Raw genomic sequence first — 13,550 nt, forward strand, 5'->3', positions numbered from 1 at the left:
TCCGAAGACATTAAGAATCCATGTCACTTTGAGTGCCCACACAGATTGTCTGATAAATTGTTAAAGAGCAGTTGCGACGCGCTTTAGCGCTCTGTCGCGAGGTGGCGTATATTACGCTTTCCTCTTTCAGAGTCAACCCGTTTTTCAGGATTTTTCTCTTCAACCGAACCGGCTGTTTGTGTGAAGTGATTCACATCCGCCGTGTCGATGGAGGCGCATTATAGGGAGCCCGCCGGGAATGACAAGCGGAAAAATACAATTTTATTTCAACCGCTCATCTTTTATACGTAACGCTTATTTTTGCTGCTTTTTAATCGCCGCCGGCAGCTCTGTCAGGCTATTTAGCACCCAGTCCGCGGCTTTTTCCGCTTCTTCAGTAACAGGCTTACCGGTACGTACCAGCACTTTAGTACCGACATCAGCAGCCGCTGCAGCCTGCATATCTTCCAGTTTGTCCCCTACCATATAGGAAGCGGCCATATCGATATGCAGATAATCGCGAGCGGAGATCAGCATCCCCGGATGCGGTTTACGGCAATCACAAGTCTGACGGTACTCCTCAACCGCACCCTGCGGGTGATGCGGGCAATAATAGATACCGTCCAGATCGACGCCACGGTCTGCCAGAGACCAGTCCATCCATTCGGTCAGCGTTTCAAACTGAGCTTCGGTAAATTTACCGCGAGCAATACCGGACTGGTTAGTGACCAGCACCAGCGCGTAGCCCATCTCTTTTAGTTCGCGCATTGCGTCAATGACGCCATCGATAAATTCAAAATTGTCGATTTCGTGGACGTAGCCATGATCGACATTAATAGTGCCGTCACGGTCGAGAAAAATTGCGGGTACTGACTTTGCCACCGGTTTGCTCCTGAAAAAGGCTAGTGCCGTTAGTATCGCATGTTTCCGCATGCAAGAAAGTGCTCATTATAAAGAGTCAGATTGATTTAGACGTCTGGATGCCTTAACATCCATTTCATTGCCAGGCATCGCCTGGATACGGCAGAAGAAAATGCCACGGCAAACGGCTAAACGATAATAAATAACTGATGATTAAACTTTCCAATATCACCAAAGTGTTCCAGCAGGGGAATCGCAGCATTCAGGCGCTGAATAACGTCAGCCTGCATGTCCCTGCCGGACAGATTTACGGCGTCATCGGTGCCTCCGGCGCCGGTAAAAGTACGCTGATTCGCTGCGTTAACCTGCTGGAGCGCCCGACTGAGGGCAGCGTACAGGTTGACGGTCAGGAGCTGACTGCGCTGTCGGAAAAAGAGCTAACCCGCGCTCGCCGTCAGATTGGCATGATTTTCCAGCATTTTAACCTGCTGGCATCCCGCACCGTTTTCGGCAACGTGGCGTTACCTCTGGAGCTGGATAACACGCCACAGGCAGAAATCAAACGCCGCGTGACGGAGCTGCTGGATCTTGTCGGCCTGGGTGATAAGCACGACAGCTATCCGGCTAATCTCTCCGGCGGTCAGAAACAGCGTGTCGCCATTGCCCGCGCGCTGGCCAGTAACCCCAAGGTACTGCTGTGCGATGAAGCCACCAGCGCCCTGGATCCGGCCACCACCCGTTCCATTCTCGAACTGCTGAAAGATATTAACCGTCGTCTGGGGCTGACCATCCTGCTGATCACCCACGAAATGGATGTGGTGAAACGCATTTGCGACTGCGTGGCAGTGATTAGCAACGGCCAGTTGATTGAGCAGGACACGGTGAGCGAAGTCTTCTCCCATCCGAAGACGCCGCTGGCCCAGCAGTTTATTCAGTCGACCCTGCACCTGGATATTCCGGATGACTACCAGGCGCGCCTGAAACCTACCGCTACAGCGGATAGCGTACCAATGCTGCGCATGGAATTTACCGGCCACTCCGTCGATGCGCCGCTGCTTTCTGAAACCGCGCGTCGCTTCAACGTGAATAACAACATTATTAGCGCGCAGATGGATTATGCCGGCGGGGTGAAGTTCGGCATCATGCTGACTGAAATGCACGGTACACAGGAAGACACTCAGGCGGCTATCGCCTGGCTGCAGGAACATCATGTAAAAGTAGAGGTATTGGGTTATGTCTGAGGCAATGATGTGGCTGCTGTTGCGCGGCGTATGGGAAACGCTGGCAATGACCTTTGTCTCCGGCTTCTTCGGTTTTGTCCTTGGCCTGCCGGTGGGCGTGCTGCTGTACGTGACCCGTCCGGGGCAAATCGTCGCCAATGCTAAACTGTACCGGACGCTGTCGGCGCTGGTGAACATTTTCCGCTCCATCCCGTTCATTATCCTGTTGGTCTGGATGATCCCGTTTACCCGCGTAATCGTCGGCACCTCAATCGGCCTGCAGGCGGCGATCGTGCCGTTGACAGTGGGCGCCGCGCCGTTTATCGCTCGCATGGTGGAGAACGCGCTGCTGGAGATCCCGACAGGCCTTATTGAAGCCTCCCGGGCAATGGGCGCTACGCCGCTGCAGATCGTGCGTAAGGTTCTGCTGCCTGAAGCGCTGCCGGGTCTGGTCAACGCCGCCACTATCACTCTTATCACCCTGGTGGGCTATTCCGCCATGGGCGGCGCGGTGGGCGCCGGCGGTTTGGGGCAGATTGGTTATCAGTATGGCTATATCGGCTACAACGCCACCGTGATGAATACCGTACTGGTATTGCTGGTTATTCTGGTTTATTTAATTCAATTCTCTGGCGATCGCATCGTCCGGGCTGTGACTCATAAATAACGTTATTGGCAGACAACACTCATTCTTACAGGAAGGAAATAACATGGCCTTTAATTTCAAAACCTTTGCGGCAGTTGGTGCGTTAATCGGTTCTCTGGCGCTGGTGGGTTGCGGTCAGGATGAAAAAGATCCGAATCATATTAAAGTCGGCGTTATCGTCGGGGCGGAGCAGCAGGTCGCTGAAGTCGCGCAGAAAGTGGCAAAAGAGAAGTATGGCCTTGACGTTGAGCTGGTGACCTTCAACGATTACGTTCTGCCGAACGAAGCGCTGAGCAAAGGTGATATCGACGTCAACGCCTTCCAGCATAAACCGTACCTCGACCAGCAGATTAAAGACCGCGGCTACAAGCTGGTGGCTGTCGGCAACACCTTCGTCTACCCGATCGCGGGTTACTCGAAGAAAATCAAATCGCTGGACGAACTGCAGCCGGGCTCGCAGATCGCCGTCCCTAACGATCCGACCAACCTCGGTCGTTCTCTGCTGCTGCTGCAGCAGGTGGGCCTGATCAAACTGAAAGACGGCGTTGGCCTGCTGCCGACCTCGCTGGATATCGTCGAGAACCCGAAAAACCTGAAGATTGTTGAACTGGAAGCGCCGCAGCTGCCGCGTTCTCTCGACGACGCGCAGATTGCGCTGGCCGTTATCAACACCACTTACGCCAGTCAGATTGGCCTGACCCCGGCGAAAGACGGCATCTTTGTTGAAGGGAAAGAGTCGCCGTACGTGAACCTGATCGTGGCGCGTGAAGACAATAAAGATGCTGAGAATGTGAAAAAATTCGTTCAGGCTTACCAGAGCGATGAAGTTTACGAAGCAGCAAACAAGATCTTTAACGGCGGCGCAGTGAAAGGCTGGTAATCTTTTCTCACCGTAATATCATTCAGGACGGGCTTCACGCCCGTCTTGTCATTTATGCAAGCACCTGATTCAATAACGCCCTGTTTTTTATTCATTGAGGAAATATTATGCGTGCTTTACCGGTCTGTTTGATAGCACTCATGTTAAGCGGTTGTTCCATGCTAAGCAGATCTCCCGTCGAGCCTGTTCAAAGCACTGCAACTCCTCCGGTTAAATCGGAGCCGACCAAACCACGCGCAACCCGTCCGGCGCCGGTACGTATTTATACCGATGCGTCAGAACTGGTAGGTAAACCGTTCCGCGATCTGGGTGAAGTGTCTGGCGAGTCCTGCCAGGCTTCGAATCAGGATTCTCCGCCGAATATCCCTACCGCCCGCAAGCGCCTGCAGATTAATGCCGCACGAATGAAAGCCAATGCTGTCCTGCTGCACCGCTGCGAAGTGACCAGCGGTACCCCAGGCTGCTACCGTCAGGCGGTTTGTCTGGGCTCGGCGCTTAACGTATCGGCGCAATGAGTGCATTTCAGTTCGCGCAGATAGGCGTGATCCGCTCGCCGTATAAAGAGAAGTTTGCCGTGCCTCGCCAGCCGGGTCTGGTCAAGCACGGCGGCGGAGAACTCCATCTGATCGCGCCCTACAACCAGGCCGACGCCGTGCGTGGTCTGGAAAGCTTCAGCCATCTGTGGATCTTGTTTGTGTTTCATCAGACCATGGAAGGCGGCTGGCGTCCGACGGTGCGCCCTCCCCGTCTCGGGGGCAACGCGCGTATGGGCGTCTTCGCCACCCGCTCCACGTTTCGCCCCAATCCCATTGGCATGTCGCTGGTTGAGCTGAAGGGCGTTCGCTGTCAGAAAGAGCAGGTGATACTGGAGCTCGGCAGCCTCGATCTCGTCGATGGTACGCCGGTGGTCGACATCAAACCCTATCTGCCGTTTGCCGAAGCGCTGCCCAACGCGCACGCCAGCTACGCGCAACAGGCACCGCAGGCGGATCAAGTCGTCAGTTTTACCGCCGAGGTCGAAACGCAGCTTTTGCATCTGGAGAAGCGTTATCCGCATCTGAAGGCGTTTATCCGAGAGGTGCTGGCGCAGGATCCGCGCCCGGCCTACCGTAAAGAGGAAGAGGCAGGTAAAAATTACGCCGTCTGGCTGCTGGATTTCAACGTCCGCTGGCGGGTGACTGCCTCCGGTTTTGAAGTCTTTGCCCTCGAAGCGCGCTAATTTTATTTTCCTCTCTTTTGGCATCTTTGCCACACTGGTAAACTAAACCACTTTTTTTGTTTCAGGCTGGGCAACCAGCCTGTTCCGCTCGTTTAACTGGAACCGTTACAACATGCGTACTAGCCAATATCTGCTCTCCACTCTGAAGGAGACACCTGCCGACGCCGAGGTAATCAGCCACCAGCTGATGCTGCGCGCCGGGATGATCCGCAAGCTGGCCTCCGGGTTATACACCTGGCTGCCGACCGGCGTGCGCGTCCTGAAAAAAGTCGAAAACATCGTGCGTGAAGAGATGAACAACGCCGGTGCGATCGAGGTGTTAATGCCGGTCGTTCAGCCATCTGAACTATGGCAGGAGAGCGGTCGCTGGGAGCAGTACGGCCCGGAACTGCTGCGCATTGCCGATCGTGGCGATCGTCCGTTCGTCCTCGGTCCAACCCACGAAGAGGTCATCACCGACCTGATCCGCAACGAGCTGAACTCCTATAAGCAGCTGCCGCTGAACTTCTATCAGATCCAGACCAAATTCCGCGACGAAGTGCGTCCGCGTTTCGGCGTGATGCGCTCCCGCGAATTCCTGATGAAAGATGCGTATTCTTTCCATACTTCGCAGGAATCGCTGCAGGAAACCTACGATGCGATGTACGCCGCTTACAGTAAAATCTTCAGCCGCATGGGGCTGGACTTCCGCGCGGTACAGGCTGATACCGGCTCTATCGGCGGCAGCGCCTCTCATGAATTCCAGGTGCTGGCGCAGAGCGGCGAAGACGATGTGATCTTCTCCGACAGCTCCGACTACGCGGCAAACATCGAGTTTGCGGAAGCCGTTGCGCCGAAAACGCCGCGCGCGGCCGCCACCCAGGAGATGACCCTGGTCGACACGCCGAACGCCAAAACCATCGCCGAGCTGGTTGAGCAGTTCAACCTGCCGATCGAAAAAACCGTGAAAACCCTGCTGGTGAAAGCGGTTGAAGATAGCGCTTCCCCGCTGGTTGCCCTGCTGGTGCGCGGCGATCACGAGCTGAACGAAGTGAAAGCCGAAAAACTGCCGCAGGTCGCCAGCCCGCTGACCTTCGCCACCGAAGAAGAGATCCGCGCCCTGGTGAAAGCCGGTCCGGGCTCCCTGGGTCCGGTGAACCTGCCGGTGCCGGTGATTATCGACCGTACTGTGGCGGTGATGAGCGATTTCGCCGCCGGCGCCAACATCGATGGCAAACACTACTTCGGCATCAACTGGGACCGCGATGTCGCCACGCCGGAAGTCGCGGACATCCGTAACGTCGTCGCCGGCGATCCGAGCCCGGACGGCAAAGGTACCCTGCTTATCAAGCGCGGTATCGAAGTGGGTCATATCTTCCAGCTGGGGACGAAGTACTCCGAGGCGATGAAAGCCGCGGTCCAGGGCGAAGATGGCCGCAACCAGATCCTGACGATGGGTTGCTATGGTATCGGGGTCACTCGCGTAGTGGCGGCGGCGATTGAGCAGAACTTTGACGATCGCGGTATCGTCTGGCCGGATGCGATTGCGCCGTTCCAGGTGGCGATCCTGCCGATGAACATGCACAAATCTTACCGTGTGCAGGAGCTGGCGGAGAAACTGTACGCCGAGCTGAGCGCCCAGGGTATTGAAGTGCTGATGGACGATCGTAAAGAGCGTCCGGGCGTGATGTTCGCCGATATGGAGCTGATCGGTATCCCGCACACCATCGTGCTGGGCGATCGTAACCTCGACAATGACGATATCGAATACAAGTATCGTCGCAACGGTGAGAAGCAGCTGATTAAGACCGGGGATATTGTGGAATATCTGGTTAAAGCGATAAAAGGCTAATCACCCAACCAGGGCCCTGAACGGATGTCAGGGCCTTTTTTTTACAAGGACTGTACCCATGACTGCACCTCTTCTCAGCAGCGGGCTGCTGACCTCCGCCCTGCTCCTGCCTACCGCCTGCACTGTAGACATCGGCCGCAGCGCCCCTTCCGCATCCGCGACCGATAGCTGCTCACTGCCATGGGCTGTCCCCTCCGGCGCCAAAGCTCGATTGCCGGCAGCGGACTGCGCGAAATCGCCGAAAGCGACCTACGTTCCGGCGACCTGCTCTTCTTCTCCAGCCTCGGCGTCACTTCGTTTGGGATCCGCGCCTTCAGCCCCTCTTCCGTGAGCCACGTCGCGCTGTATCTGGTGAACAAACCGAAGGCCGGTGCGGAGTAAAAGAACGATTTGCCCTTTCCCACCCGTCATGAGGCTCATGATTCGTGCGCTATGGTTGGTGGAAAAGGGGGACGGTAAAACCACCATGAACGAAGTCCGCTGGCCGGCTACCGCTGAGGCGTATCTCCTGCCCATTCCCCGGGCAGGAGCCGGACAATCAGTGTCCGCAGTCTTTCCCTGGAATAAATTTGCCGGCCTGATCCGTCATCAGCGTTTTCATCATTTCGCCGGTATCCGGGTTCGCCTCGAGGGTAAAGTGCCCTTCCACCACCAGCAGAACCGGACGTGAATCATTGCCGCGGGCAGCGGCATAATCCCGCTCAAGCTGGGCATTGTTCGCCACCGCGACGCGTTTACCGGTCGCGCAATCAGTAAAGGTTGCCGCATCGGCCATATAGAAGTACATGCCACGCATCGCCATCGGGGTGGTCGGCAGGCTGGCCTTCACCGGCTCCAGGGTATAGTTGAGAGGAGACTGAATGGGACTCCCGTTGCGGTCGAGCATCTCCAGCTTGTCGCCCTTCGCGCGAAAGTACGATTTTTCGCCCTTGCTGTTGGTCAGTACCAGCTTATCCGCTGTACGCGCCCAGGTGCCGTAAGAGGCAAAGGAAGATGGTTCACGACCAGCGCCCTGATAGTGCTCATTCATCACCCAGGTACCGTCTTTTTCCAGGAACAGCGAGGTGTCGATGCCTTCGCAATCCGCGCAGGGCAGCACCCCACGCCAGCTTTGCTGCATCGGTTTGAGCTCTTCCATCGCTGCCGGCTGAACCGTGTCATTTTCGGCGCGATGGTTACAACCAAACAGCGCGAACAGCGAACAGGCCGCTATCACGGAGAATATGATTTTCTTCACTCTACTTTCCTTATGATCCATTCCACCCGTTCGCCGACGCCTTCACTGGCGAACTTTTCCACGCAGCGCCTTGACTGAGGACTTTTGCGCCTTAGAAGCAAGGCGACGCTCTTTGGATGCCCGAGTCGGTCGCGTCTCCCGGCGACTTTTTTGCACTGCGGTTAATTCTTTGATAAGGGCCACCAGCCGGGCGATCGCCGCTTCGCGGTTCATCTCCTGACTGCGATATTCCTGAGCCTTAATGATAACCACACCGTCAGCAGAAATTAAGTGATGGCTGGCGGCGAGCAGGCGCTCTTTGTAAAACGCCGGCAGGCTCGAGGCTTTAATATCGAAGCGCAGATGGATCGCGGTCGACGCTTTGTTCACGTGTTGGCCCCCGGCCCCCTGGGCGCGAATACCTTCCAGCGTGATCTCGTTGTCAGCAATGGCCACACTGCGGCTGATAGTAATCATGCCGGCGCTTGCCAGGCGGTAAGCTGAATTTCCAGATTGTTCTGAGCATCGGATAACCAGATGCTCCCCTCCTGCAACGTGGCCTGCAGCGTCATCGTGCGGTCGGCAAAAGCGCTAAGCTGCGCCAGCTGGGCATCATCAAGATACCAGATGGTCAGCTTCGGGTACGCCGCAAGCTTGTTCTGATTTTGCTGCCACCAGATTTCAGCCGCCCGGCTGTTATAGGCGAACAACGCCACCGCCTGCGCCCGCGAGCAGGCTTTCTTGATACGTTTCTCGTCCGGCAGCCCCAGCTCGATCCACAGATCAACCCCGAGATGATCGTTAAGCAGCCACAGCTCCGGCTCGTCGTCTGACGAGAGGCCGCGCGTAAACTGCAGCCGTTCATCGGCATATTTGATCCACGCCAGCAGGCGCAGCATCATGCGCTCCTGGGTTTCCGACGGGTGCTGCGCCAGCGTCAGGTTAGCATCCAGAAACTGGTTGCGATCCAGATCGGCTACATTCACCGCGGCTTTATATATCGTCGCTTTCAGCGCCATGAATAAACTCCTGAAAAAAATGGCGTACATTGTAGCGAAACTGGCGGCAAAAGGCTGTCAGCAATCGCAGCAACCTGTTTCATCCTGCTGAAATTGCTTAAATGACTATGATATAGTTCCCTTGCTAAACAGAGTTTATCTTCGTAGGCTTAAACTTGCATCCCACGGTTGAGTCAGAACGCTGACAGGAGGGCATGTGGACCACTATTGTGAGTTAATACGCAAGCGGTATGCGGAAATAGCCAGCGGAGACTTAGGGTATATCCCGGATGCGCTGGGTTGCGTGTTGAAAGTATTGAATGAGATTGCGGCGGATGAGGCCCTTTCGGAGTCAGTCAGGGAAAAGGCCGCTTATGCGGCAGCAAACTTACTGGTGAGCGATTATGTCAATGAATGATACTTATCAACCCATTAACTGCGATGATTACGACAACCTGGAGCTGGCCTGCCAGCATCACCTGGTGCTGACGCTGGCGCTGAAGGATGGCGAACAGCTGCAGGCGAAGGCCAGCGATCTAATCTCGCGTAAAAATATCGAGTATCTGGTGGTCGAACTCGCCGGCAACGTCCGCGAGCTGCGCCTGGATAAAATCGCCAGCTTCAGTCACCCGGAAATCGGCACCGTGGTGGTGAGCGAATCCTGAATCAAAACGGGCTTAACCGCCCGTTTTCCTCCATGTCAGACTGACCCCTTCCCCGTCTTTGACTTCACCTTCGTGGGTCACAAACAGATTGTCCGCTGCGGCAATCGGCGTTTCACCGTAAAACAGCAGCGGCGTGGTGTCTCGTCGCCACGGAGCAACGCCCAGCTCCTGCCAGATCTTCTTTAGCTTACGGCCGCCATGACGCCCGACGATATGCAGATTGCCGCTGGCGCGAAAGCGGACGGTGATCGGCTCATCCGCCGAGGGCGGGCGCAGCCTACCGCCCGGCTGCAGCATCAGCTCGCCGAGACCGTCCGCCAGCCGCAGCGGCTGGCGCCAGTCGGGCCAGTGCTGGACGCTATCCGCCTGCCCGGGTACATATCTCACCCAGTACAAGCGCTGCTGAAAACGACGGACGGTAAATTCCCCCAACCGCAGGCAGGGGCTGGCATCTTCCCGCGCCAGCGCCACCTCGTGCCAGAGGCGCTCCGGCACCTCGCGGGCAGGCATCGGCGCCCGCTGCCCGGCGAGCCAGCGACGCAGCAGCGCCGCGCGGCGGGGAGAACTCATCGACGTCAGTGGTGCGATAGCCAGCGACCCGTCTTCGGCCACCAGCGACGCGAGCTCCGCCGCCAGTATCTCGTCCAGCAGTTGCTCCTGCTCGGCGCACAGGCTGGCGCTGCGGGCGACGGCCTCGCTAAAGTGCGGCCAGCGCTCGCGCAGCAGCGGGATCACCCGCAGGCGCAGAAAGTTGCGGTCATAGGTATCGTCCTGATTACTCTCATCTTCAATCCACGACAACTGATGGGCGAGCGCCCACTGGCGTAGCGATTCGCGGGTTTCATTGAGGAGAGGACGCAGTAGTCGGCTGTCGGCAAAGGCAGAGGATGGCGCCATCGCCGACAGACCAGTAGGACCGCTGCCGCGTTTTAACGCCAGCAACAGCGTTTCGCACTGGTCATCCTGGTGCTGGGCGGTCACTAACACCTCGCCGGCATTGAGCGTATCCTGAAAGGCCTGATAGCGCGCCGCACGGGCATGGGCCTCGACCCCCAGGCCGCCCCGGGCTAACGTCACGCGATGCACCACCAACGGCACCTGCCACTGCTGGCAAATCTGCCGACAGTGCGCCACCCAGTCGTCTGCGTGGGCGCTAAGGCCGTGGTGAACATGTACCGCCCGCAGCGTCAGCGAGGGATCCTGTTCCCGCAGCAGCACCAGCTGATGCAGAAGAACCGTCGAGTCCAGACCGCCGCTGAAGGCCACCAGCAGCTGGCGATGGGGATGAAGCGTATGCGCAATGTCAGCCGTCATAACCACAAACATACCAAGAAGTGATGGCCCGGCACGTTACCGGGCCAGGGTCGCGCTGGCAAGGTTTACTGCTGATATATTTCCAGCGGCAGGTCGTCCGGATCGCTAAAGAAGGTAAAGCGTTTACCGGTAAAGGGATCGACGCGAATCGCTTCGCACTCCACGCCATGCGCAGTCAAATGCGCTACCGCAGCGTCGATATCATCCACGCTAAAGGCCAGATGACGCAGCCCGCAGGCTTCCGGACGACTGGGGCGGGCCGGCGGAAACGGGAACGAGAACAGCTCAATCACATACTCGCCGTTGAGCGCCAGATCGCCTTTCCAGGAGTCACGCTCGGCGCGATAAAACTCGCTTTGCAGCGTAAACCCCAGAGTATCGCAATAGAACGCTTTACTGCGGGCGTAGTCGGTCGCAATGATGGCAATATGGTGAACCCGTTTCAAACCCAGCATGGTCAAACTCCTTCTGTTAAGCCAGCCACGTTACTCGTGCGCGCCGTTAACGCGCAAGCCTTTCGTCATTTTTTAAGACTCGTACCCGATAAACGCCGTCCTCATCGCGCTTCGCGCCGTGAATATCGGTCTCAAACCCCGGGTAATGACGTCCTATGGAGCAGAGCATCAGCAGGAAGTCGAGCACCGCCCGGCTCTCCTCCGTGATCATCTCTCCTGGCATCAGCAGCGGTACCCCCGGCGGATAAGGGAGGATCATGTTGGCCGAAATCCGGCCCACCAGGTTCTCCAGTTCAATAGTTTCCACCTCACCTTTAATCTGGCGCTGCCAGGCATGATGCGGCGTCATTTTCATTTCCGGCAGGACGTCAAAGGCGCTGAGCATCAGCTGCGGCAGCTGGTGCTGGCGGATCAAGCGGTGGATCCCCTGCGCCAGATCCTGGATCCGCATATTGCGGTAGAAGTCGGGATCTTCGGCGTACAGATCCGGCAGCATATTCTTCACCCGCAGATTTAGATCGTAGGCACGCTTAAACTCGGTCAGGCCGCGCAGCAGCCCCATCGCCCGGGTTTTATCGATACCGATGCTAAAGAGGAACAGCAGGTTGTAGGGGCCCGTTTTCTCCACCACCACGCCCCGCTCGTCGAGGAACTTCGCCACCAGCGCCGCCGGGATCCCCTCTTCATCCATATTCCCCTGCTCGTCCATGCCCGGCGTCAGAATGGTGACCTTCACCGGATCGAGATACATATGATCCGCATCGGCATCTTTGAAACCGTGCCAGTCTTCGCCCGGTGCCACCGGCCAGCACTCGGCTTTATCCACCGCTTCCGGCTGCCAGATATCAAAGAACCAGCCGTCCGACTCTTCGCGCAGTCGCTGCACCTCTTTGCGGAAGTCCAGCGCCCGCTCAATGGAGCGCTGGATCAGGCGCTTACCGGAGTTACCGCGCAGCATCGCCGCCGCGGTCTCAATCGACGCGACGATGGGGTAGCTCGGCGATGTAGAGGTATGCATCATAAAGGCTTCATTGAAGGTCTCTTCATCATAGTTGCCCTTAATGTGGATCAACGAGGCCTGCGACAGCGCGGCCAGCATCTTATGCGTCGACTGCGTCTCGAAGATGACTTTACCGGGGATCCGCTCACCGCTCATGCCGCTTTTCCCCTGATATATCGGATGGAAATGGGTATACGGCACCCAGGCGGAATCGAAATGGATCGACGGGACGTCGAGCGTCTCTTTAAGCCAGGTGGTGTTGTAGAGCAGGCCATCGTAGGTGGAGTTGGTGATCACCGCATGCACGGGCCACTGCGCCCCGCCCGTGTCGCGCACTTTCTGCTGAATACTGTCGCGGGTAAACTCGCGCCGGGGGATACCGCCGAGGATCCCCAGCGCGTTGCGGGTCGGCTTCAGCCACAGGGGAACCACATCGCTCATCATCAGCAGGTGGGCCAGCGATTTGTGACAGTTACGGTCAATCAGCAGCGTGCTGCCGGCGGGCGCCGAGTACATGCCGACAATTTTATTGGACGTTGAGGTACCGTTGGTCACCATATAGCTTTGCTCGGCGCCAAAGGCGCGAGCGATATACTCCTCCGCCTCCAGATGCGGGCCGGTATGATCCAGCAGGGAGCCCAGCTCGGTGACCGAAATCGAGACATCCGCCTTCAGCGTATTCCCGCCAAAAAAGTCATAGAACAGGCAGCCCACTGGGCTTTTCTGATAGGCGCTGCCACCCATATGACCCGGCGTACAAAAGGTATATTTACCCTCCTGCACATAGTTAAACAGCGCGCGGGTAAACGGCGGGGTGATATTGTCCAGGTACTCGCGGGTATACTGCCCGATGCGGGTGGCGATCTCTTCGGAGAGTCCCAGCGCATATTCGAAAAACCACAGCGTCATGCGCAGATCCTGACTGCTGACATCCATCGTCGAGTGGGCGTTAATAAAGGCGTACAGAGGCAGATATTCATTGAGCTGATTGATATCGCTGCACAGATCGACGCTGTACTCATCCCAGTCGAAGATCACGCCGCAGATGCGCGGGTTGTGCTCGATAAACTGCAGCAGGTCGGCGCTGTTTTGCGGCCAGATAGTCTGGAAGCCCTGGCGCTGCAGCGCCGCTTCCAGTTCTTTGATCGGCTCGTCTTTGTGATAGACGCCGTGAGGCCCCATGATGGCGATGATATTCACGCTTTCCTCCTGGTATTCACCTAAGTCCAGCATCATAGCAATCCCCTGGGCGCATCGCACATAAAA

Annotated in this window: 15 protein-coding genes and 1 pseudogene; 9 read left to right on the top strand and 7 right to left on the bottom strand. The window is 57.0% G+C overall.

Translation table 11 applies throughout. From position 1 onward, the window contains the following. Positions 1–294: 294 nt before the first annotated feature. On the bottom strand, positions 295–861 hold the full coding sequence (gene gmhB, locus ACLH1I_RS14445; protein WP_004204479.1) for a D-glycero-beta-D-manno-heptose 1,7-bisphosphate 7-phosphatase: 567 nt from the start codon (positions 859–861) through the stop codon (positions 295–297). A 188-nt stretch (positions 862–1,049) separates the two neighbouring features. Here gmhB and metN point away from each other — a divergent pair, with 188 nt between their 5' ends. The 7 genes and pseudogenes from metN to ACLH1I_RS14480 form a co-directional block, all read left to right on the top strand. Further along, the gene (metN, locus tag ACLH1I_RS14450) at positions 1,050–2,081 is read left to right on the top strand and encodes a methionine ABC transporter ATP-binding protein MetN (RefSeq protein WP_002889450.1); all 1,032 of its coding nucleotides are present in this window, start codon (positions 1,050–1,052) and stop codon (positions 2,079–2,081) included. Further along, on the top strand, positions 2,074–2,727 hold the full coding sequence (locus tag ACLH1I_RS14455; protein WP_004204478.1) for a methionine ABC transporter permease MetI: 654 nt from the start codon (positions 2,074–2,076) through the stop codon (positions 2,725–2,727). The genes metN and ACLH1I_RS14455 overlap by 8 nt, the downstream gene beginning before the upstream one ends. Positions 2,728–2,770: 43 nt before the next feature. Continuing rightward, entirely contained in the window at positions 2,771–3,586 is an 816-nt protein-coding gene (metQ, locus tag ACLH1I_RS14460) for a methionine ABC transporter substrate-binding lipoprotein MetQ (protein WP_002889445.1), read from the top strand. 107 nt (positions 3,587–3,693) lie between these two features. Continuing rightward, a complete protein-coding gene (rcsF, locus tag ACLH1I_RS14465; protein ID WP_004204477.1) occupies positions 3,694–4,101 on the top strand; it encodes an Rcs stress response system protein RcsF in 408 nt (135 codons plus the stop codon). After that, positions 4,098–4,805: a tRNA (N6-threonylcarbamoyladenosine(37)-N6)-methyltransferase TrmO gene (tsaA, locus tag ACLH1I_RS14470; protein ID WP_043521946.1), complete on the top strand. Its 708-nt coding sequence runs from the start codon at positions 4,098–4,100 to the stop codon at positions 4,803–4,805. Before rcsF ends, tsaA begins: the two co-directional genes overlap by 4 nt. A gap of 112 nt (positions 4,806–4,917) precedes the next feature. Next, a complete protein-coding gene (gene proS, locus ACLH1I_RS14475) occupies positions 4,918–6,636 on the top strand; it encodes a proline--tRNA ligase (RefSeq protein ID WP_004204474.1) in 1,719 nt (572 codons plus the stop codon). A 58-nt stretch (positions 6,637–6,694) separates the two neighbouring features. Continuing rightward, a pseudogene (locus tag ACLH1I_RS14480) lies at positions 6,695–6,987 on the top strand (hypothetical protein); the annotation flags it as partial. A 187-nt stretch (positions 6,988–7,174) separates the two neighbouring features. Here the strand turns inward: ACLH1I_RS14480 and nlpE are convergent. The 3 genes from nlpE to ACLH1I_RS14495 are packed head-to-tail and all read right to left on the bottom strand — an operon-like array spanning position 7,175 to position 8,871. Continuing rightward, on the bottom strand, positions 7,175–7,873 hold the full coding sequence (nlpE, locus tag ACLH1I_RS14485; protein ID WP_004204471.1) for an envelope stress response activation lipoprotein NlpE: 699 nt from the start codon (positions 7,871–7,873) through the stop codon (positions 7,175–7,177). Between the two features lie 42 nt (positions 7,874–7,915). After that, complete coding sequence (gene arfB, locus ACLH1I_RS14490) at positions 7,916–8,329, bottom strand: alternative ribosome rescue aminoacyl-tRNA hydrolase ArfB (RefSeq protein ID WP_004204468.1); 414 nt, start codon at positions 8,327–8,329, stop codon at positions 7,916–7,918. Beyond that, a complete protein-coding gene (locus ACLH1I_RS14495; RefSeq protein WP_004204466.1) occupies positions 8,326–8,871 on the bottom strand; it encodes a YaeQ family protein in 546 nt (181 codons plus the stop codon). The genes arfB and ACLH1I_RS14495 overlap by 4 nt, the downstream gene beginning before the upstream one ends. 196 nt (positions 8,872–9,067) lie before the next feature. Between ACLH1I_RS14495 and ACLH1I_RS14500 the strand changes: the two genes are divergently transcribed. Both ACLH1I_RS14500 and rof read left to right on the top strand, forming a co-directional pair. After that, on the top strand, positions 9,068–9,268 hold the full coding sequence (locus ACLH1I_RS14500; RefSeq protein ID WP_002889429.1) for a YaeP family protein: 201 nt from the start codon (positions 9,068–9,070) through the stop codon (positions 9,266–9,268). Further along, positions 9,255–9,515, top strand: coding sequence for a Rho-binding antiterminator (gene rof, locus ACLH1I_RS14505; protein WP_002889424.1), 261 nt, complete (start codon positions 9,255–9,257; stop codon positions 9,513–9,515). Before ACLH1I_RS14500 ends, rof begins: the two co-directional genes overlap by 14 nt. A gap of 12 nt (positions 9,516–9,527) precedes the next feature. On the opposite strand, the gene tilS is transcribed toward rof, so the two are convergent. From tilS to ACLH1I_RS14520, 3 genes are read right to left on the bottom strand one after another with little or no spacing between them, the layout of a single operon-like run. Beyond that, positions 9,528–10,841: a tRNA lysidine(34) synthetase TilS gene (gene tilS / locus ACLH1I_RS14510; protein ID WP_064189493.1), complete on the bottom strand. Its 1,314-nt coding sequence runs from the start codon at positions 10,839–10,841 to the stop codon at positions 9,528–9,530. A gap of 53 nt (positions 10,842–10,894) precedes the next feature. Continuing rightward, positions 10,895–11,284, bottom strand: coding sequence for a VOC family protein (locus ACLH1I_RS14515; RefSeq protein ID WP_004204463.1), 390 nt, complete (start codon positions 11,282–11,284; stop codon positions 10,895–10,897). 46 nt (positions 11,285–11,330) lie between these two features. Then, a complete protein-coding gene (locus ACLH1I_RS14520; protein WP_004204462.1) occupies positions 11,331–13,484 on the bottom strand; it encodes a lysine decarboxylase LdcC in 2,154 nt (717 codons plus the stop codon). Positions 13,485–13,550 lie beyond the last annotated feature (66 nt).

The organism is Klebsiella sp. 1SOBk10mer (assembly GCF_046602535.1).
GTDB classification, from domain to species: domain Bacteria; phylum Pseudomonadota; class Gammaproteobacteria; order Enterobacterales; family Enterobacteriaceae; genus Klebsiella; species Klebsiella quasipneumoniae.

Excerpts from the sequence above, each read along its gene's own strand:
- metN (WP_002889450.1), top strand. The coding sequence starts at position 1,050 with ATGATTAAACTTTCCAATATCACCAAAGTGTTCCAGCAGGGGAATCGC.
- metQ (WP_002889445.1), top strand. The coding sequence starts at position 2,771 with ATGGCCTTTAATTTCAAAACCTTTGCGGCAGTTGGTGCGTTAATCGGT.
- ACLH1I_RS14455 (WP_004204478.1), top strand. The coding sequence starts at position 2,074 with ATGTCTGAGGCAATGATGTGGCTGCTGTTGCGCGGCGTATGGGAAACG.
- arfB (WP_004204468.1), bottom strand. The coding sequence starts at position 8,329 with ATGATTACTATCAGCCGCAGTGTGGCCATTGCTGACAACGAGATCACG.
- tsaA (WP_043521946.1), top strand. The coding sequence starts at position 4,098 with ATGAGTGCATTTCAGTTCGCGCAGATAGGCGTGATCCGCTCGCCGTAT.
- ACLH1I_RS14495 (WP_004204466.1), bottom strand. The coding sequence starts at position 8,871 with ATGGCGCTGAAAGCGACGATATATAAAGCCGCGGTGAATGTAGCCGAT.
- ACLH1I_RS14515 (WP_004204463.1), bottom strand. The coding sequence starts at position 11,284 with ATGCTGGGTTTGAAACGGGTTCACCATATTGCCATCATTGCGACCGAC.
- tilS (WP_064189493.1), bottom strand. The coding sequence starts at position 10,841 with ATGTTTGTGGTTATGACGGCTGACATTGCGCATACGCTTCATCCCCAT.
- rcsF (WP_004204477.1), top strand. The coding sequence starts at position 3,694 with ATGCGTGCTTTACCGGTCTGTTTGATAGCACTCATGTTAAGCGGTTGT.
- proS (WP_004204474.1), top strand. The coding sequence starts at position 4,918 with ATGCGTACTAGCCAATATCTGCTCTCCACTCTGAAGGAGACACCTGCC.
- rof (WP_002889424.1), top strand. The coding sequence starts at position 9,255 with ATGTCAATGAATGATACTTATCAACCCATTAACTGCGATGATTACGAC.